This window comes from Simplicispira sp. GW247-4R2A (assembly GCF_059424465.1).
Genome location: NZ_JBWKZM010000006.1, coordinates 98,445 through 118,027 on the forward strand (window position 1 = coordinate 98,445; position 19,583 = coordinate 118,027).

General features: G+C 66.3%; 13 protein-coding genes. 9 read left to right on the forward strand and 4 right to left on the reverse strand.

The features are described 5' to 3' along the window. Positions 1-225: 225 nt before the first annotated feature. Positions 226-2,601, reverse strand: coding sequence for a YgiQ family radical SAM protein (locus tag AC07ZH_RS06405; RefSeq protein WP_495199022.1), 2,376 nt, complete (start codon positions 2,599-2,601; stop codon positions 226-228). Between the two features lie 252 nt (positions 2,602-2,853). Here AC07ZH_RS06405 and AC07ZH_RS06410 point away from each other — a divergent pair, with 252 nt between their 5' ends. After that, positions 2,854-3,816 carry a bifunctional helix-turn-helix transcriptional regulator/GNAT family N-acetyltransferase gene (locus tag AC07ZH_RS06410; RefSeq protein ID WP_495199023.1) on the forward strand — a complete coding sequence of 321 codons (963 nt, stop codon included), beginning with the start codon at positions 2,854-2,856 and terminating at the stop codon, positions 3,814-3,816. On the opposite strand, the gene AC07ZH_RS06415 is transcribed toward AC07ZH_RS06410, so the two are convergent. After that, positions 3,806-4,876 carry an AraC family transcriptional regulator gene (locus tag AC07ZH_RS06415; protein WP_495199024.1) on the reverse strand — a complete coding sequence of 357 codons (1,071 nt, stop codon included), beginning with the start codon at positions 4,874-4,876 and terminating at the stop codon, positions 3,806-3,808. The two genes, AC07ZH_RS06410 and AC07ZH_RS06415, sit on opposite strands and share 11 nt — an antisense overlap. 94 nt (positions 4,877-4,970) lie before the next feature. Between AC07ZH_RS06415 and AC07ZH_RS06420 the strand changes: the two genes are divergently transcribed. The 8 genes from AC07ZH_RS06420 (at position 4,971) to AC07ZH_RS06455 (ending at position 15,422) form a co-directional block, all read left to right on the forward strand. Further along, positions 4,971-6,608 carry an FAD-binding oxidoreductase gene (locus AC07ZH_RS06420; RefSeq protein WP_495199025.1) on the forward strand — a complete coding sequence of 546 codons (1,638 nt, stop codon included), beginning with the start codon at positions 4,971-4,973 and terminating at the stop codon, positions 6,606-6,608. 76 nt (positions 6,609-6,684) lie between these two features. Beyond that, positions 6,685-8,358: a glycerol-3-phosphate dehydrogenase/oxidase gene (locus AC07ZH_RS06425; protein WP_495199026.1), complete on the forward strand. Its 1,674-nt coding sequence runs from the start codon at positions 6,685-6,687 to the stop codon at positions 8,356-8,358. 542 nt (positions 8,359-8,900) lie between these two features. Continuing rightward, positions 8,901-10,460 carry an FGGY-family carbohydrate kinase gene (locus AC07ZH_RS06430; protein ID WP_495199027.1) on the forward strand — a complete coding sequence of 520 codons (1,560 nt, stop codon included), beginning with the start codon at positions 8,901-8,903 and terminating at the stop codon, positions 10,458-10,460. 2 nt (positions 10,461-10,462) lie between these two features. After that, positions 10,463-11,857 carry a hypothetical protein gene (locus tag AC07ZH_RS06435; RefSeq protein ID WP_495199028.1) on the forward strand — a complete coding sequence of 465 codons (1,395 nt, stop codon included), beginning with the start codon at positions 10,463-10,465 and terminating at the stop codon, positions 11,855-11,857. A gap of 2 nt (positions 11,858-11,859) precedes the next feature. Further along, positions 11,860-12,465: an IMPACT family protein gene (locus AC07ZH_RS06440; protein ID WP_495199029.1), complete on the forward strand. Its 606-nt coding sequence runs from the start codon at positions 11,860-11,862 to the stop codon at positions 12,463-12,465. Positions 12,466-12,678: 213 nt separating this feature from the next. After that, complete coding sequence (locus tag AC07ZH_RS06445; RefSeq protein WP_119107718.1) at positions 12,679-12,882, forward strand: YjfB family protein; 204 nt, start codon at positions 12,679-12,681, stop codon at positions 12,880-12,882. A 189-nt stretch (positions 12,883-13,071) separates the two neighbouring features. Beyond that, entirely contained in the window at positions 13,072-14,085 is a 1,014-nt protein-coding gene (locus tag AC07ZH_RS06450; protein ID WP_495199030.1) for a P1 family peptidase, read from the forward strand. 11 nt (positions 14,086-14,096) lie between these two features. Beyond that, positions 14,097-15,422 (forward strand): TAXI family TRAP transporter solute-binding subunit, encoded by a 1,326-nt coding sequence (locus AC07ZH_RS06455; protein WP_495199031.1) that lies wholly within the window; start codon positions 14,097-14,099, stop codon positions 15,420-15,422. 8 nt (positions 15,423-15,430) lie between these two features. On the opposite strand, the gene AC07ZH_RS06460 is transcribed toward AC07ZH_RS06455, so the two are convergent. Further along, positions 15,431-17,749, reverse strand: a complete 2,319-nt coding sequence (locus AC07ZH_RS06460) for a DUF1631 family protein (protein ID WP_495199032.1) — start codon at positions 17,747-17,749, stop codon at positions 15,431-15,433. 38 nt (positions 17,750-17,787) lie between these two features. Then, positions 17,788-19,449, reverse strand: a complete 1,662-nt coding sequence (gene ettA, locus AC07ZH_RS06465; RefSeq protein WP_119107722.1) for an energy-dependent translational throttle protein EttA — start codon at positions 19,447-19,449, stop codon at positions 17,788-17,790. Positions 19,450-19,583: the final 134 nt, after the last annotated feature.

Sequence of the window (19,583 nt, forward strand, 5' to 3'; positions counted from 1 at the left end):
AATTGCAATGGAAAAATGCTAGCGGCTCGGCCCTTTGTAGCACCTCACTGAGGCTTTGAACAGGGTAATTGTGGGCACAAGCAAGGCTATTTCTCGGCCGACACAGTGCCGTTCAGAATGCGGCACACTGCGCCATTGGGCAGCAGACGTGCAGGCAGGCCCGGCGCCCACATCCGCCCAGGCAAAGGGGCATGCGGCCAGCAGCACTGCGGGGCCGCAGGCGGATTACGCCGGCCCGCGTTTGCCCACTGGGCGGTAGCTCGGCTTTTTGGGCCCAGTTCCCGGGCGCGGTGGAAGCCCAGTGTGCTGTGTCAACGTCTGGCCGGGCTTTGGGCTGTTTTTTTCCATCACCATCGAGGGAATCGTCAGGAACTTTTCCTTGCTGTTGCCGCTGCAACTTCCCGCCATCGGCTGGTAGGTCGGAATCAAATGGTGCTTGCCGTTGCCAATCAGGTCGGCGCGGCCCATGGCCTTGAGCGCGTCGCGCAGCAGCGGCCAGTTCTTGGGGTCGTGGTAGCGCAGGAAGGCTTTGTGGAGGCGGCGCCGTTTTTCGCCGCGCACCACGTCCACCTTTTCGCCCCGTTCATCGCGGTGCACGCCCTTGAGGGTGTTGATGCCGGTGTGGTACATGGCCGTGGCCGTGGCCATGGTGCTGGGGTAGAAGGTCTGCACCTGGTCGGCGCGAAAGCCGTTCTTCTTGAGCCAGATGGCCAAGTGCATCATGTCCTCGTCGCTGGTGCCGGGGTGGGCGGCGATGAAATACGGGATGAGGAACTGCTTCTTGCCGGCCTCCTGCGTGTACTTCTCGAACAACTGCTTGAACTTGTCGTAGTTGCCAATGCCCGGCTTCATCATCTTGGTCAGCGGGCCGGCCTCGGTGTGCTCGGGCGCAATCTTCAGGTAGCCGCCCACGTGGTGCTGCACCAACTCCTTGACGTATTCCGGCGACTGGATGGCCAGGTCGTAGCGCAGGCCCGAGCCGATGAGGATCTTCTTGATGCCCTTGATGGCCCGGCCCTTCCTGTAAATGGAAATCAGCGGATCGTGGTTGGTGGTCAGGTTCTGGCAGATGCCGGGGTAGACGCAGCTCGGTTTGCGGCAGGCGGCCTCGATTTCGGGCGTGCGGCAGCCCAGGCGGTACATGTTGGCCGTCGGGCCGCCCAGGTCGGAGATGGTGCCGGTGAAGCCCTGGACCTTGTCGCGCACGTCCTCGATTTCGCGCAGGATGGATTCCTCCGAGCGGCTCTGGATGATGCGCCCCTCGTGCTCGGTGATCGAGCAAAAGGTGCAGCCACCGAAGCAGCCGCGCATGATGTTGATGGAAAAGCGGATCACCTCCCACGCCGGAATCTTGGTTGCGCCGTCGTGCCGGCCGCGCTCATCCTGGTACTGCGGGTGCGGGCTGCGTGCGTAGGGCAGGTCGAAGATGTGGTCCATCTCGGCCGTGGTCAGCGGGATGGGCGGCGGGTTGAGCCACACGTCGCGGGCCGTGGTGCCCTCGCCGTGCGCCTGCACCATGGCCCGGGCGTTGCCGGGGTTGGTTTCCAGGTGCATCACGCGGTTGGCGTGGGCGTAGAGCACGGGGTCGCTTTTGACCTGCTCGTAGCTGGGCAGGCGAATGACGGTGCGGTCTTGCGGCGGCGCCTTGCGCTTGCCCGCAAGAGCGGGGTTGGGCACGAAGTTCAGCGTGTGGGTGGTGGTGCCATTTTCAGACTGTTTTTGGCCTCTAGCGCTTACTGGTTGTACGCTAGAAGCTATCGAAACCGTAGTATCTTGCGAACTGCATGTGCCGCCCTGCTCCGCCGCCTGCTCGCTGGTGGTCTGGTAGGGGTTGGTGTGGTCTTCCACCCGGCCCGGCTGGTCCACGTCGGTGGAGTCGATCTCAAACCAGCCCTCGGGCGAACTGCGGCGCACAAAGGCGGTGCCGCGCACGTCAGTGATGTTGCCCACCGGCTCGCGCGCCGCCAGGCGGTGCGCCACTTCGACCAGGGCGCGCTCGGCGTTGCCGTAGAGCAGCAGGTCGCACTTGGCATCCACCACGATGGAGCGGCGCACCTTGTCGCTCCAGTAGTCGTAGTGGGCAATGCGACGCAGGCTCCCTTCGATGCCGCCGAGCACGATGGGCACGTCCTTGTACGCCTCGCGGCAGCGCTGGCTGTAGACGATGGCCGCGCGGTCGGGGCGGCGGTTGCCTTCGGCGCCGGGCGTGTAGGCGTCGTCGCTGCGGATCTTGCGATCGGCCGTGTAGCGGTTGATCATGGAATCCATGTTCCCCGCCGTCACGCCCCAGAACAGATTGGGTTTGCCCAGCGCCTTGAAGGGCTCGGCGCTTTGCCAGTCGGGCTGGGCAATGATGCCGACGCGAAAGCCCTGGGCTTCAAGCGTGCGGCCAATCACGGCCATGCCGAAGCTGGGGTGGTCGATGTAGGCGTCGCCGGTGACGAGCACGATGTCGCAACTGTCCCAGCCGAGCTGCTCCATCTCGGCGCGGCTCATGGGCAGGAAGGGGGCCGTGCCGAAGCGCTTGGCCCAGTACGGGCGGTAGCTGGTCAGCGGCTTGGCGGCGCGCGCGAAAAAGGAAACGTCGACGGGGGCGTTCATGCAAAAGTGGTGCGCGCTCCCACGATGCCCCTAGAGGGCAGCGTCCGGCGCATTAATGGGTAACCCGCAATTTTAAGGCTACATGCCTTTTTACCGTCGCCAGGGTGCCTACGCGTGACCAAGACGCGCGGAGGCGACGAGGCCTGACATCGCCGCGAGCAACTGGCTCGCAGCGACCCGAGTCGTCAAATCGACATAACGCTACAGAGCATATACTTGCCTTTGTCAATTAATAATATGACAAAGGCAACAATGAAACCGCGAGTCGATGCTGCACCCGCTGCTGCACCCGTCCCTGCCGCCGCCGTCAAAGCCGTGCGGCAGTTCAACCGCTTCATCACCCGGCGCGTCGGCGTGCTCGACCCCTATCTGGGCAGCGAACTGTCGCTGACCGACGTGCGCGTACTCTACGAACTGGCGCACCGCGATGCGCCCGTGGCGAGCGAGCTTGGGCGCGATCTGGGACTGGATGGCGGCTACCTCAGCCGCGTGCTGCGCCGCTTTGAAGCCGCGGGCTGGATGCAGCGCAGCGCCAGCGCCAAGGACGCGCGCCAACAAGTGCTCGGCCTGACCCCCTTGGGACGCGAAACCTTCGAGCCGCTGCAGCAACGCTCCCGGGACGAGGCCGCCGCACTGCTGGCGCCTCTGCCCCCGGCGCGCCAACGGGAACTGGTGAGCGCGATGGAACGCATCGAAACCTTGTTGACACCCGGAACCGGCGCGCCCGTTGTCCCTCGCATGGCCATGCTGCGCGAACCGCTTCCCGGCGACATGGGCTGGGTGGTGCAGCAGCACGGCGAAACCTACTGGCGCGAGTACGGCTGGGACGCCCGCTTCGAGGCGCTGGTGGCCGACATCGCCGCGCGCTTCGTGCGCAAGTTCCAGCCAGCTTGGGAGCGCTGCTGGATTGCCGAGCTGGACGGCGAGCGTGTCGGCGCCGTGTTCGTGGTGCGCAAGTCGGCCTCCACGGCGCAGTTGCGCATGCTCATTCTCTCGCCTTCGGCCCGCGGCCTGGGCCTGGGCGGACGCCTGACCGACGAGTGCCTCGCCTTCGCACGCGCCAAGGGCTACCGAAAGATGGTGCTGTGGACCAATAGCTGCCTGGTGGCGGCCCGCGCCATTTATGCCAAACGGGGCTTCCGGCTGGTGAAATCCGAGCCCTATGACGGGTTTGGGAAAAGCCTGGTGGGCGAAACCTGGTCACTCAAGCTGTAAGTCCCCGGCGGGTGCGATTCTCAGCATCCGCAAGCGGACGCAAACTTTTCCGGGATGTCCCTGCCCGGTACTGCCCCGGCCCCTGCCCTTGCCAGTGCTTGAAGGCGTGGGTAAAGGCCGGCGCATCCTGAAATCCGAGCAGGTAGGCCACCTCGGCAATCGGCAGGGCCGAGCCGCTCAGGTAGTGGCAGGCCAGCTCGTGGCGCGTGGCGTCGAGCAACGTCTGGTAGGCAAGGCCTTCGTCTGCCAGGCGGCGCTGCAGCGTGCGGGTGGAGAGGTGCAAGTCTTGCGCCACGTCCGCCAACTTCACCGTGCCCCGGCCCAGTCGGCCCGAAAGGCTTTGGCGTACCTGCGCCGCAATGCCCGCATCGCGCGGGTGGCGTGCCTGCAGCAGCGCGTCCGCATGGCGCTGCAGCAGCGCCAGCACGCCCTGCTGGGCTTGGGGCAAGGGCCAATCGAGCAGTGCGGAGGGGAAGATGGCGCGGTTGGCGTCCGCGCCCCAGCGCACTTGCGCGGCGCAGGCCTGCGCGATATAGGAAGCGCTCTGCGCGTTGGCCGCATGCGTGAATTCGAGTGCAAAGCTCTCGACTGGCCGGCCCAGCAGCCACTGCGCGCAGGTCAGGATGCCCGAGAACACCGACTCGCTCAGGGCAGATGCCGCCGCGTGGCCCGCGCAATCATTGCGCCAGGCGTACACCGCATGGCCGCCCTCCAGAGCAAACTGCGAGCGGCCCAGGTCGTGCACCAGCGATTCAAAGCGCAGCACCTGCGCCAGCGCCTCGCCCAACGTCGCACAGGCCAGCAGCAGGATGCCATTGACGCCATAGGTAGTAGGTTTCACGCTTTGCCCCAGGCGCCAGCCGAAGGCGGGCCCGGCGTGTTCGCAGGCGCGCGCCAGGAGATCAAGGTACTGCGCCACCGGCATATCCGCATCGGCTGCTGCACCTCCATCCTGCGAAACGCCTTCAGCACGCGCCAGTTCAATGAGCGTGTGCGCATACGGCGCGACGACGCGGCCCGGGAAGCGGTTTGGCGCGATAGAACAAGTGGGTGGCGGCATTGCGGAATGGCAAAGGGCGTGCGCGGGTCTACATTCGGCAGCATCCAGGCGCGGCGCGCGGCCAGAGCCTGAAAAATGTGCAAGGGAGTATGTCATGCGACGCTGGAACGGCTGGGGCGACGACGCCACTTCGATGAACCTGACCGAAAGCGCCCGCGCCATGCTGGCCGGGCGCCTGGGCCCGGGTCTGCCGGGGCAGGACGCGCGGCGCGAACACCTGCTGGCGTGCATCCCGCCGTCGCGCCTGCCCGAGCACTCTCTGATTTCGCGCGAACCTTCGGAGCGCTTTGCCATGGCGCTCGGCGAAAGCTACGCCGACTGGATCAGGAAGCGCTTTGGGGCCCTGCCCCCGGTACCCGATGGCGTGGCGTATCCCGAATCGGGCGAGCAGGTGCGCGAACTGTTGGACTTGGCGCACGCGAACCGTTGGATGGTCATCCCCTTTGCGGGCGGCACCAGCGTCGCCGGGCACCTCGATTGCCCGGTCAGCGAACGCCCCATCCTGTCAGTGAACCTCACGCGCATGAACCAGTTGCAGCACCTGGACACCGCCAGCCAACTCGCCACCTTTGGCGCGGGCACGCCGGGACCGCTGGTAGAGGCGCAACTGCGTGCGCACGGCTACACGCTGGGCCATTTTCCACAGTCGTTTGAATACTCGACCGTGGGCGGCTGGGTGGTCACGCGCTCAAGCGGCCAGCAGTCGCTGCGCTACGGACGCATCGAAGCCTTGTTTGCCGGGGGCCGCATGGAAACGCCGATAGGGCCGCTCACCCTGCCAACGTTTCCTGCTGCCAGCGCCGGACCGGACCTGCGTGAGCTGGTGCTGGGCTCCGAGGGGCGCTTTGGCATCCTCACCGAAGCCACGGTGCGCATCACACCGCTGCCAGAGCACGAGAGCTTTCACGCCCTCTTCCTGCCCGATTGGGACCGCGCCGAAGCCGCCGTGCGTGCGCTGGTGCAGCGCAAGTTACCGCTGTCGATGCTGCGGCTGTCCAACGGCATCGAGACCGAAACCAACCTCACGCTGGCCGGGCACGAGCGGCTGGTGGGCGCCATGGAAAAGTACCTGGCCTGGCGCGGCTGCAGCGCAGGCAAATGCATGCTGATGCTGGGCGTCAGCAGCGACAAGCACACCGCCCGCCACACCCTGCGCGAGGCCCGGCGCCTGCTGGCGCACTACGGCGCTGTGCACATCGGCCCCGCCATGGGCAGCAAATGGGCGGCCAACCGCTTCAAAGGCCCCTACCTGCGCAACACGCTGTGGGAGCTGGGTTACGCGGCCGACACCATCGAAACAGCGGTTGACTGGCCCCAGGTGAAACCGCTGATGCTGGCGATGGAGCAGGCCGCGCGCGATGTGTTTGAGGGCTATGGCCAGCGGGTGCACGCCTTCACCCACCTCTCGCACCTGTACCCGCAGGGCAGCAGCATTTATTCGCAGTACGTGTGGCCCATTGCACCGGGCGGCTTTGCGCCCAACTTCGAGCGCTGGCAAAAGTTCAAGGCCGCCGTGGCCGACGCGATTGCCGCGCATGGCGGCACCGTCAGCCACCAGCACGGCGTGGGGCGCGACCACGCGGCGCATCTGGTGGATGAGAAGGGCCCGCTGGGCATGGCCACCCTGGCCGGGCTGTGCCGCCACTTCGACCCGCAGGGCATCATGAATCCTGGAAAACTATTACAGGACGGCGGGCCATGGGCGAACACGGCATTGCCTTCGATCGTCTAACGTCGTTGGTGCGCCTCGTCGTGCAACAGCACTGTCTTGGGCTTGGGCCTAGTGAACCGACCGAATGCAAAACCGTGTGAACCTCTTCCCGACGCGCGCTGACGCGCTTGCACGCCTGCCCGCGCAGACCTGGGACCTCGTCGTCATCGGCGGCGGCATCAGCGGCGCGGGCGTGGCGCAGCAGGCCGTGCGGCGCGGCTGGAGCGTGCTGCTGCTGGAGCAACGCGACTTTGCCTGGGGCACGTCGAGCCGATCCTCCAAACTGGTACACGGCGGGCTGCGCTACCTCAAGGAAGGCGACCTCAAGACCACCCTGCACTCGGTGCGCGAACGCCAGCGCCTGCTGCGTGAAGCGCCGGGCCTGGTGGAGCCGCAGAGCTTTCTGTTTGCCGACTGCCCAGGCCGCAAGCCCGGCCGCTGGCTGATGCAGACCGGCCTGGTGGTGTACGACCTGATGGCTGGGCAGCGCAGCCACTACTACGCCGACCTCGCCACCGCGCAGGCGCTGGCGCCGGGCCTGGCGCCGCCGGGCCTGCGCGGTGCCCTGGTGTTCCAGGACGCCAAGACGGACGACGCCCGCCTGGTCTGGCGCGTGCTGCTCGAAGCCCGGCGCGACGGCGCCGTGCTGCTTAACTACGTGGCCGTTGAAAGCCTGACAACCGCGAACGGAAAAGTCACCGGCCTGGTGGCCAAAGACAGCCTCACCGGCCAAACCCAAGCCGTGCAGGCCCGCGCCGTGGTCAACGCCACCGGCGCCTGGGCCGACCGCCTGCGCGCGGGCGTGGGCGCCGCGCCGCTCTTGCGCCCGCTGCGCGGCAGCCACCTGGTGCTGCCGTTCTGGCGCCTGCCGGTGGCGCAAAGCATCAGCTTCATGCACCCCCAGGATGGCCGTCCGGTCTTTTTCTACCCCTGGGAGGGCGCGACGCTGGTGGGCACCACCGACCTGGACCACCGCGCCGACCTGGATGCCGAGGCCAGCATCACCGCTTCGGAAGTGGCCTATTTGCTGGATGCTGTGAACGACCAGTTCCCTGCCGCACACATCACGTCCACCGACATCAGCGCCTGCTATGCCGGCGTACGGCCTGTCATTGACGACGGCCAGCAGGATGCGTCCAAAGCCACGCGCGACCATGTGGTGCGCGACGAATCGGGCATGGTCACACTGGCCGGCGGCAAGCTCACCACCTTTCGGCTGATGGCGCAGGACGCGCTGGCACTGGCGGCGCCGCATGCAGGCAAGGCGTTTGAGAGGAGCGACGCCCCGCTGTTCACCCCCGCACCCCCGCTGAACCCGCGCTGGAGCCCCGCCGTGCGCCAGCGCCTCACCGCGCGCTACGGCGCGTACGCGGCCGAATGGAGCACGGGCGCCTGCGACGACCTGCACACCATCCCCGGCACCCAGACCCTGTGGCTGGAGCTGGCCATCGCCGCCCGGTGTGAATCCGTGCAGCACCTCGACGACCTGCTGCTGCGCCGCACGCGGCTGGGCATTCTGTTGCCGCGTGGCGGGCTGGACCACCTGCCGCGCATCCACCAGCTCTGCGCCCCGCACCTGGCGTGGGACGAAGCCCGCTGGGAGCTGGAGGTGGAGCGTTACCGCGCCCTCATCGCTGCGCACTACCAGCCGCCCGGCACGGCGCAGGCATTGGGGTCGGATCACGATTTCGCGCAGCGAAACTCGTGCTCTGACCCAAATGCCGGAACGGGCCCCGATCCCGGAGCGACTGCGCAGCATGCGACGCGCTAACTGGAGCCGCATTTTCTGTTCTGGCCGCATGCCTTGGCAGAGGACGGGTGCCGGGATGTGCGCCCGGCGGCGCAGTAACTTTCTCTTGCGTCGCCAAGAGAAAGTCACCAAAGAGAAGGCGACCCCGCTGTCCGTGTCCCCTGCGCTGCGCTTCGGGGCAACCTGCGATGCTCGCACCGGGCGGGGTCCGCGCAAACTCGCTGCACTGCGTTTCGCTCAAACACGCGCGGCCCTTTTTCCGCCCGGCGCTGTGCTTCTCGGCACGGACAGAGGGGATGGGGAGACCAACAGCCCTTCGGGCCATCGCTGCGCTCGGCCATGGCATGGGCGCGGCGCAGGCATTGGGGTCGGATCACGATTTCGCGCAGCGAAACTCGTGCTCCGACCCCAATCCCGGAGCGGTGGGCGCGGCGCTCCGCACCTGCCGTGAAACGTGGCGCACTACCAGCCGTCAAGCACGGAAAAATATGAATGAAATTAGCCTCTAGCGCTTATCCATAAAGCGTAAGCAGCTATCAAACCAAAAGCAAACAGGAGACACCATGCCCGCCCCCTACCTGCTCACCATCGACAACGGCACCCAAAGCGTGCGCGCCCTGCTGTTCGATCTGCACGGCAACCTGGTGGACAAGGCCCAGGTGGCGATCGCCTACCAGTCGCCCGAGCCGGGCTGGATGGAGGCCGAGGCCGAAGTATTCTGGCAGGCGCTGTGCCAGGCCTGCCAGCAGCTGTGGCACACCACCACCATCGACAAAAACGACATCGCCGGCCTGGTCATCACCACGCAGCGCGGCACCACGCTGGCGCTGGACGCCGAAGGGCGGCCACTGCGCCCGGCCATGGTCTGGCTCGACCAGCGCCGTGCGGAGCATGCCCCGCGCCTCGCCTGGTGGTGGGAGGCGGCGTTTCGCGCCATCGGCATGCGCGGCACCGTGCGCCACTTCCAGAAGGAAGCCGAAGCCAACTGGATTGCCCAGCACCAGCCCGAGCTGTGGGCGCGCACCGCCAAATACCTGCTGCTTTCGGGCTACCTCAACTACCGCTTCACTGGCCGGTTTGTCGATACGGTGGCCGCGCAAGTGGGCTACGTGCCCTTCGACTACAAAAAGGGCCACTGGGCGCCGCCGCACGACTGGAAATGGCAGGCCCTGCCCATCACGCCCACCATGCTGCCCGAGCTGGTGCCCGCAGGCACGGTCATCGGCCAGGTGAGCACGCAGGCCGCGCAGGACACCGGCATTCCCGCCGGACTGAGAGTGCTGGCGGGCGCCGCCGACAAGGCCTGCGAGGTGCTGGGCGCTGGGTGCTTGACGCCCGAGATTGCCTGCCTCTCCTACGGCACCGCCGCCACCATCAACACCACCACGCCGCGCTACCTCGAAGCCACGCCTTTCATCCCGCCCTACCAGGCAGCAGTGCCCGGCCACTACAACACCGAGGTGCAGATCACGCGCGGTTTCTGGATGGTCAACTGGTTCAAGGAGCAGTTTGGCCTGCACGAGCAGCAGCAAGCCATGGCCGAGGGCGTGACGCCCGAGAGCCTGTTCGACGCCCTGGTCGGCCGCGTACCGCCCGGCGCCCAGGGCCTCATGCTGCAGCCCTTCTGGAACCCCGGCATCAAGGTGCCCGGCCCCGAAGCCAAGGGCGCGGTGATTGGCTTTGGCGACGTGCACACCCGCGCCCACCTGTACCGCGCCATCCTCGAAGGCCTGGCCTACGCGCTGCGGGAAGCCAAGGAGCGGATTGAGAAGCGCGGCGGCGCGCCCATCACCCTGGTGCGCGTCTCGGGTGGCGGCTCGCAAAGCAATGCGGCCATGCAGATCACCGCCAACATCTTCAACCTGCCCTGCGAGCGCCCGCATTTGTACGAAACCAGCGGCCTGGGCGCCGCCATGATCGCCGCCGTGGGCCTGGGCCTGCACGCCGACTACGCCGCCGCCGTGGCCGCGATGGCACGCATGGGCGACCGATTCGAGCCTGAGCCGCAGCACGCACACACTTACGATCAGCTCTACCGGCGCGTGTATTGCCGCATGTACCGGCGCCTGCAGCCGCTGTACCAGGAGATCCGCGCGATTACCGGCTACCCTTCACAGGATTGACAATGGCGTTGGCGCTCCCGCCCACTTCGACCTACAGCAAGTCCATGCGTACCACCCGTTATGTCCTGATTGTTGCTGCGCTGACCGGTTTCGCCGGCACCGCCTTCGCCTGGAGCAACCACGCCATGGTGACCTACCGGGCGCTGGAACGCATGCCTGAATTGGCGGCCAGCGTACAAGTGCCGGCCGAGCCCTTGGAAGGCTTTCTGAAGAATGAGGAAAGGGCCATTGCCGATCTGATGGTGACCGATGAAGCCTGGGCGCGCCAGACGCTCGACACTTACCCACCACGCCCCGAAGCGCTCGCCTTCAAGGCCGACCCGGCGCGCAGCGATGCCGAGCGCCGCAAGGCTTTCCTCGCCGCGCTGCGCATTTCGCCCGAGAGCCGGCTGGCGCTGTACGTCCAGCCCGACCCCTGGGGCCCAGCGCCCAACCCGGCGCGGCTGCTGGCGCCTACGGCCGTCAACGCCCTTGAAAAACCCGAAGAGACGAGCCACGTCTTTGTGCGTATCGACCCGGGTGAACTGGTCCCGGCCCTCGCCGTGGTGGCGTCGGCCAGCGACGAACCCGACTACGGCATGGACCTGAACCTCTGGAGCGACAGCCCTTCAGAGGCCGGCCGGACCTACGGTTTCGGCGCCCTGCCCTTTGGCAACCCCACGCTGAGCTTTAGCACCCAGGCCCCGTTCCACATGGGGTTCTTCCATGAAGATGCCCTCATTTACCTGGCGGCACCCTTCCTCAAGCGCACTTACCCGCTGCTGCGCGTGCACCAGTACACCAGCCTGGCGCGCCTGGCCTTCGACAGCGGCCACCCCTACTGGGGCTGGCGCTTCACGGGCCTGGCCATGCACTACGTGCAGGACCTGACCCAGCCCTACCACGCCAGCGTCGCGCCCGGCACCAGCGCCTTGAAGCTGATCGGCATCAACGCCCTGGCCATGGCAGGGCTGCCGAAGTGGAAAAACGAGATGATCGTGCTGCTCTCCAACCGGCATCTGGCGTTGGAGAACTACGAAAGCGCGCTGATTCGCAGCGCTGCCAAGGCACGCCAGCCGGGCGCCCTCGGTGCCGAGCTGCACGACACCAGCGCAGACGCCCACTACCCCGTCTGGTCTGGGCGCTACGTGCGCGACGTGGTCAGCAAAGAAGCCTACGACGCTGGCACGGCGACCGACCGCGCCTTGGTCGATACGCTGCCGGAACGCTATGTCTCGGACCCCAGCTTCGACTTTGGCGTGCACTCCGCACAGATCGACCTGATCAAGGAACTCTCGGCCATCGACCCCGCGCGCCGCGCCCATCTGGACACCACCCTCGCCGAGCTGCTGGGCCATTTCGGCACCCACAGCCGGGCGCTGGTGCGCAGCATGCTCTCCAACGGGGTGCGCAAGTAAGCATGGCGCAGACGCTGGCTGCTGCCGTCCACAGCGACCTGACCATCCGGAAAAGCCGTTTCATCGGTTGCGTGCAACCCATGCAGGACCGCGCCAGCGCCCAGGCCGCCGTGGATGCGCTCTGGAAGCAGCATCCTGGCGCCACGCATATTTGCTGGGCCTTGCTGGCAGGCGGCCAATCGGCCGCGGTGGACGACGGCGAGCCCGGCGGCACGGCCGGCCGTCCCATGCTGGAGGTGCTGCGCCACCAGGATCTGGAGGGCGTTCTGGCCACCGTGGTGCGCTATTTCGGCGGTGTCAAGCTGGGCGCCGGCGGGCTGGTGCGCGCCTACACCGACTGCGTGGCCCAGGCCCTGCTGGGCGCAGAAAAAATCACACTGCAGCGCATGGCCTGCCTGGAATGCAGCCTGCCGTATGCCCTGGAAGGCGCGGTACGGCGCGAGCTGGCCAGCGCCAGTGCCAGCCTGCTGGCCGCCGAGCACGCCAGCGTGGTGCGCCTCGCGTTCACGCTGCCCGAAGGCGATGCTGCGGCGCTGATCCAGCGCCTGGCAGACCTTTCGCACGGGGCCATTGTCTGCAGCACCGTGGAAGACAACAGCATGGGTTGAAGCACGAAGACTATTGATTCGATAGCTACTAGCGCACACTCCATAAGCGCTAGAGGCACTTTTCAATAATTTTTTTGCTGCACCGACCCTTTCCCCATCGCCCACGCCAGCCCATAGGGAACGACTTGCGTCCGCTGCGCTGCGCCTGGCGCGGCGGCGTTGGAAGGCAATCACCGGCGCTACAGTCCTTGTGCGTTCTGCCGATATACCAACATGGATATCGCCTTGACCCATTCGCTGCTGCAGATTGCCAGCGCCAACACCCAGGCCCAGACCGCGCAAGCCGCCAATGTAGCGGTGCTCAAGAAGGCCCTTGACGTGCAGGCGACTGCGGCCGCTACGCTGCTCGACGCTCTGCCGCAGCCCCCAGCGCCCAATCTCGGACCGCTGGGCACACAACTCGATACGTTCGCCTGAACCAAGTGTCGTGAATTGAAGGTTCGCCTCAGAAAGACGCCAAGAATTGCCGCTATGCCGCGTTGCAAATCCTCGCGATAGCTACGGCTATCGCTGTGGTTTGCGCCTTGCCTGACGACGATTTCGACGCCTTGCCTTTTTTAGCGCACCCTCAACTCACGACACCAACGCCGCCCATAATCGGCGCGCATGAATTCCCAGCACATCGACCCCGGCAGCATTACCCGCGTCGCCGGCATTGAGGTCGGCCACTTCACCGACACCCGCCGCCCCACCGGCTGCACTGTGGTGCTGGCCCGCGCGGGTGCAATCGCCGGGGTGGACGTGCGCGGCGCGGCGCCCGGCACGCGGGAGACCGATTTGCTCGCACCGGGCAACCTGGTGAATGAGGTCCACGCCATCGTGCTGTCGGGCGGCAGCGCCTTCGGCCTCGATGCCGCAAGCGGCGCCGCGCGCTGGCTGGAAGCGCGCGGTGTGGGCCTGGATGTCGGCGTGGCGCGCGTGCCCATCGTGCCGGCGGCCGTATTGTTTGACTTGATGGTGGGTGACGCCAGCATCCGCCCCGACGCCGCCGCAGGCTACGCGGCCTGTGCCGCCGCCTCCAGCCAAGCGCCCGCCGAAGGCAACGTGGGCGCCGGCGCGGGCGCCGCCGTGGGCAAGCTTTTCGGCATGGCGCGCGCCATGAAGGGGGGCATTGGCAGCGCCTCGGTCACCGTCGATGGCGTGACCGTAGGCGCACTGATTGCCTGCAACGCCGTGGGCGACGTGCTCGACGCCAACACCGGCAAGGTCGTCGCGGGCGCACGCACCGAGGACGGCCTGGCCTTGCTGGACAGCCGCCGCGCGTTGCTCGGCGGCGAACTGCCGCAGTCGCTGCTGCCGGGCACCAACACCACCATTGGCGTGGTCGCGACCGATGCCATGCTCGCCGACAAGGCACAGGCGCAGCGTCTGGCGCTGGCCGCGCACGACGGCCTGGCGCGCAGCATCTTCCCGGCCCACACCCAGCTCGATGGCGACACGCTCTTTGCACTGGGCACCGGCAGGTCGGGCAAGCACCCCGGCATGCTGCTGCTGGCCGCCATGGCCGCCGAGGCAACGGCGCGCGCCACGCTGCGCGCCGTGCAAGCCGCGCGGTCGCTGACCACCCCCCAAGGGCTTTACCTACCAGCGATGGCCGACTGGCAGCCACACAGCGCATGAAAGCCCGAGCCATGCCCCAGGTTTTCCGCAACACCCTGCTCTCGCTGCGCGACCTGCTCGCATCCGCCGGGCCCTTGGTCTTTTTGGCCATCGGTCTTCTGGCGCTGGCGTACTGGTGGCTCAACCCCACGCCTCCAAAGCAGGTCACGCTGGCCACCGGACCCGCGCAAAGCGCCTACGAGACCTTTGGCAAACGCTACCAGCAGGCACTCGCGGTCGAGGGGATCAAGGTCGTGCTGCTGCCAAGCGAAGGCTCGTCGGCCAACCTGGAGCTGCTGCGCAGCGGCCGCGCCGACCTGGCGTTCGTGCAAGGTGGCACTGCGGATCTGCAGGAGAGCGATCGAGAAGATCTCACGTCGCTGGGCAGCCTGTTCGTTGAACCGCTGTGGCTGTTCTACCGACCTGCCTTGGAGCGCCACCAGGGCCGCCGCCCCAGGCCGCTGGACAGCTTGCGCCAACTGCGCGGCCTGCGCGTGAATGTGGGCACGGCAGGCAGCGGCGTTCCCACGCTGATGGAGAAACTGCTGGCAGCCAACGGCGTGGAACCCGGCGATCTGAAGCTCTCGCAACTCGGACAGACCGACGCCACCGTGAAATTTCTTGCGGGCAAGCTCGACGTGCTGGTGTTTGCCTCGGCGCCTGAGTCGCTGATGGTGCAGATGCTGCTGCAGACACCGGGCGTGGCGCTGATGGATTTTCCGCAGAACGAAGCCTACAGCCGGCGTTTTGCGTTTTTGAGCCCCGTCACTCTGCCCCGCGGTGTCGTGGACCTGGCGCGCGACGTGCCACCAACCGACGTGCGGCTGCTCGCGCCCACGACCGCGCTGCTCGCGCGCACGGGCACGCATCCGGCCCTGCTGCAACTGTTTGCGCAGGCCGGGCAGCGTTTGCACAGCGGGGCCGGCTGGTTCAACCGGGCGCGAGAATTTCCCAACACCCGGCACAGCGAGCTGCCCATTGCCGCTGAAGCCGACCGCGCCATCAACGAGCCCGTGCCGCTGCTGCAACGCTACCTGCCGTTCTGGCTGGCCAATCTGATCGAGCGCATGTGGCTGGTGCTGGGCATCTTGTTGGCGGCACTGCTGCCGCTCTCGCGCATCGTGCCACCGCTCTACCAGTTTCGGGTGCGCTCACGCGTCTTTCGCTGGTATGGCCGGCTGCGCGAAATTGAAAACGAGATGGAAGCCGGGCACACAACACCCGCATCGATCACCCAGGAACTGAACCGGCTGGAGGCGCAGGTCGAAAAGGTCAACGTGCCGCTGTCGTACGCCGACGAACTGTACGCGCTGCGCAACCATATTCACCTGATCAGGCAAAAGTTGCCGCACGCTTGAGTCGCTCGTCAGGCCAAAGGCGGCGGCTCGTTGCCTTGCGGCTTGGCCGCGCTGCGCAAGGCTTGCTCAGTCGCGGGCAGCGCGTCCATCAGCCGCAGAGCGCCACCAGCCACCAGTTTGTCGCGCATGCGCCGCGTCATGGACTGCGTGCTGCCATCTGGCGCGGTAAACAGAAACAGCGTGTTGTGCGGGCTGCACCATGTGAGCTGGGTGCGCATCAATTTGCCCGAGGTGACCAATTCCACCCAGGCGCCCATGACAAAGCCGTCGCTCTCGGGTGGCCGAGGGGCCGGCGCGTCCTCCTGCTGCACCTCGGGCTCTGCCATCGGCTCGGGCCCGTACAGGGACGTCACGCTGTCGCCATCGTTTGCCGCGTCCTGCTCCGGGTCACCCGGACCTCCGTCCTCCGATACAGACGCTTGCGGCAACTCGAAATCTGGCGGCCTGGCGGCCAAGGAGAGGCGGTGCAATTGCGCGAGGCGCGCCAAAAACGCGTCGATCTCTTCGCGTGGGTGGCCAATGTTTTCGAGCTCGGTGCGCAAGCGTACCGGCAGCAGCATGGTGGCTTCGTCCAATCGGTCGGGGTGCTCGCATGCGAGGTCCGGCTGCACACTCCAGAGCAGCAAGGGGACCAAAGCCAGTGCACTTGCGGCCTGTGGGCTGCGCTTGCCCTGTGCGTCCAGCGGCGCGGCAGCCACCACTTCCACCCAAGGGCCCAGCACAAAATCGGTGATGTCCTGGGGCGCACCTGGAAACTCAGGCAGCGCACCGATTTCTGCGGCCACGCGCTCAGCGCGCATCTCACGCTCTTCCGCCAGCAGCAGGGCCTGCTTCTCGCGCTCCTGGCGGGCCTCAAGCTTCTTTTGCTGCGCCTCCCATGCCGCCTGCAAGGCACGCCGCACGGTTTCAAACGGAGCGGCACTGGTGATCTCTGACTTGCTCAGGTGGGCAACGGCCTGATCGATCAACCGCATGAAGCGGCTAAAGCCCGGCGCCTCCACATGCGTGTACGCGAGGCTGCGCTGGGTGATCTCATCCAGCAAACGGCGGGCTGGGTGGTTGGCATCGCTGAAAAAGCGCGAATCGTGGCGGATCAGCTTGCGAATGGCTGGTTCGAGGTTTTGCACCGCCTGCTGCACCGGCGGCAACAGGCGCGCATCCTGCGAGATATTTTCCACCATGCGTGCGACAACCTCCGCGCCCCTGGGCGCCGCCTCGGCAGCGCCATACAAAGAGGCCTGGCCGGTACGCGGCGCGCCTTGCCCGCTGTGCAGGTAGGCTGACTGGCTGTTCGCCAGGCGCCCTACCAGGCGCTCAAGCTGCGCGATGTCTTCGATCGCCTCCGACGCGCCGGCCGGCGCGTAGCGGTCGAATCCCTGCGGAGAAGGCGCCTGCTGCCCACCCGCGTAAACGGAACCCGCAGATCCCGTTGGCGCATAGAGCTCCTGGTACGGGTCGCCTGCGCCGGCCAGCATTTGGCGAAGAATGCTGACCGTCAGCAATGCCTCCTGGCCACTGGGCGCATAGCCCGAAGCCCCCGCCTCCTGGTAGCCCACAGGTGCCGCCTGGCTGCCGGCCCAGGCAGAAGCGGTCGCCCAGCCCGAGCGCCCCTCCCCCGCGCCCGGTCCGTACCAGCCACTGCCAGGCGCGCCCTGCGGGTAAGCGGGCTGCTGCGGTACGCGCGCGCCCCAACCCACCTGCTCAACGCCATGTTCGCGCAAACCTTTCACCGCGCGCTCGTATACCCCCACCAACTGTTGGCTCAGGTAGGGCCGCATATGCTGCATCCACGCCTCGCGCATCGGCGCGATGACTTGCGTGTCGGCGATGGCGCGCTGCAGCGCGCGAATGTAGTTCTCAGGCCGCAGCGGGTTGCGCTCCGGCTGCACGCGTGGCAAACCCTGGGCCGCGCTGACCAGGCCATTGAGCTCCGACAAGATGGCGTCCGTGGTGTGCAGCGCCATCTGCTGCGCCCGGGAGAGTTCGACCTGGGCCTGGACTTCATCGTCGTCCACCAAGGTGAGTTCACCGAAATCCAGTGCGCTGGACGCTGCGGGCTTGGAAGCAGGCGCCCCCGAGCCATCGGCAAACAGCTCCAGAAGCACCATCGGGTACGCCTTGTTCAGGCCCGCGTGGTGCTCGCGCAGCAGCTTCTGCGCCTCATGCGCGAGATCGCGCTTGGCGATGGCCCGGGTTTCGGATTCCTGCTTGGCCAGCTCGTCCAGCGTGAACTTGACGAGCTGGTCCATCAACGTCTCGCCTTCCCGCACGGCCGTGACCACACAAGCCCGAAGTACCGCTCTGGAACGAACCGCAGACAGAGTCATGTTGGCAGAAACTAAAAAGTCAATGAACTGCTTGAATACTACTTCAGCGCCTTGAAACGCATGCGGTGCGGGCGCGCACCCTCTTCACCCAGGCGTTTCTTCTTGTCGGCCTCGTACTCCTGGTAGTTGCCGTCGAAGAACGTCCATTGGCTGTCGCCCTCGGCGGCCAGAATGTGCGTGGCAATGCGGTCGAGGAACCAGCGGTCGTGGCTGATGACCAGCACGCTGCCCGCATATTCCAGCAGGGCGTCTTCCAGGGCGCGCAGGGTTTCCACGTCGAGGTCGTTCGAGGGCTCGTCCAGCAGCAGCACGTTGCCGCCCGCAATCAGCGTCTTGGCCAGGTGCAGGCGTCCACGCTCACCGCCCGAGAGCATGCCCACCTTCTTTTGCTGGTCAGCGCCGTTGAAGTTGAAGCGGCCGCAATAGGCACGGCTGGCCATCTGGAACTTGCCCACGGTCAGGATGTCCAGGCCGCCCGAGACGTCTTCCCAGACGGTTTTGTCGTTGGCCAGCACATCGCGGTGCTGGTCCACAAACGCCATCTTCACGGTCGAGCCGACCACCACGGTGCCGCTGTCGGGCTGCTCTTTGCCCGCCAGCAGCTTGAACAGCGTGGATTTGCCCGCGCCGTTGGGGCCGATGATGCCGACGATGGCGCCAGGCGGCACGGTGAAGCTCAGGTTGTCGATCAAGAGGCGATCGCCAAACGACTTGCTGACGTTGTGGAACTCGAAGACCTGCTGACCGAGACGGTCGGCCACAGGAATGAAAATCTCCTGTGTCTCGTTGCGCTTCTGGTATTCCATGTCGCTCAGCTCTTCAAAGCGGGCGAGGCGCGATTTGCTCTTGGCCTGGCGGGCCTTGGGGTTCTGGCGCGACCATTCCAGCTCTTTCTTCAAAGCCTTGGCGTGGGCTTCTTCGCTCTTTTGCTCTTGCGCCAGGCGCTCGCCCTTCTGTTCCAGCCAGGTGCTGTAGTTGCCCTTCCAGGGAATGCCGCGGCCGCGGTCCATTTCCAGAATCCATTCGGCGGCGTTGTCCAGGAAGTAGCGGTCGTGGGTGATGGCCACCACGGTGCCGGGAAAGCGCTGCAGGAACTGCTCCAGCCAATCCACCGACTCGGCGTCCAGGTGGTTGGTCGGCTCGTCGAGCAGCAGCATGTCGGGCTTGGACAGAAGCAGGCGGCACAGGGCCACGCGGCGCTTTTCGCCACCGGAGAGCAGGCCAATCTTGGCGTCCCAGGGCGGCAGGCGCAGTGCGTCGGCGGCAATCTCAAGCTGGTGCTCGGAGTCGGTCCCGGCGGTGGCAATGACGGCTTCAAGCTGGGCCTGCTCGGCGGCCAGCGCGTCAAAATCGGCGTCTTCGGCGCCATACGCGATATAGACCTCTTCCAGACGGGCCTTGGCGGCAAATACCGCACCCATCGATTCCTCGACCGATTCGCGCACCGTGTGCTCGGGGTTGAGTTTGGGTTCCTGCTCCAGGTAGCCGATAGACAAGCCTGGCATGGGCAGGGCTTCGCCTTCGAACTCCTTGTCCACGCCGGCCATGATCTTGAGCAAGGTGGACTTGCCCGAGCCATTGAGGCCCAGCACGCCAATTTTGGCGCCTGGGAAAAATGAGAGCGAAATGTCCTTCAAGAGCTGGCGCTTCGGGGGCACCGTCTTGCTGACGCGGTTCATGGAGTAAACGTATTGGGCCATCGGTAGAAGGTCGGTCCTGCTGTGCAAAAAAAGAGCGGGCGTTGTGCCCGGCGAACAAGCTCAATTATCGACCCATGCGACAATAGCGGCTGTCGTGCACTCCAGCTGTGCGCGATATCAGCAAACTGCTGGGG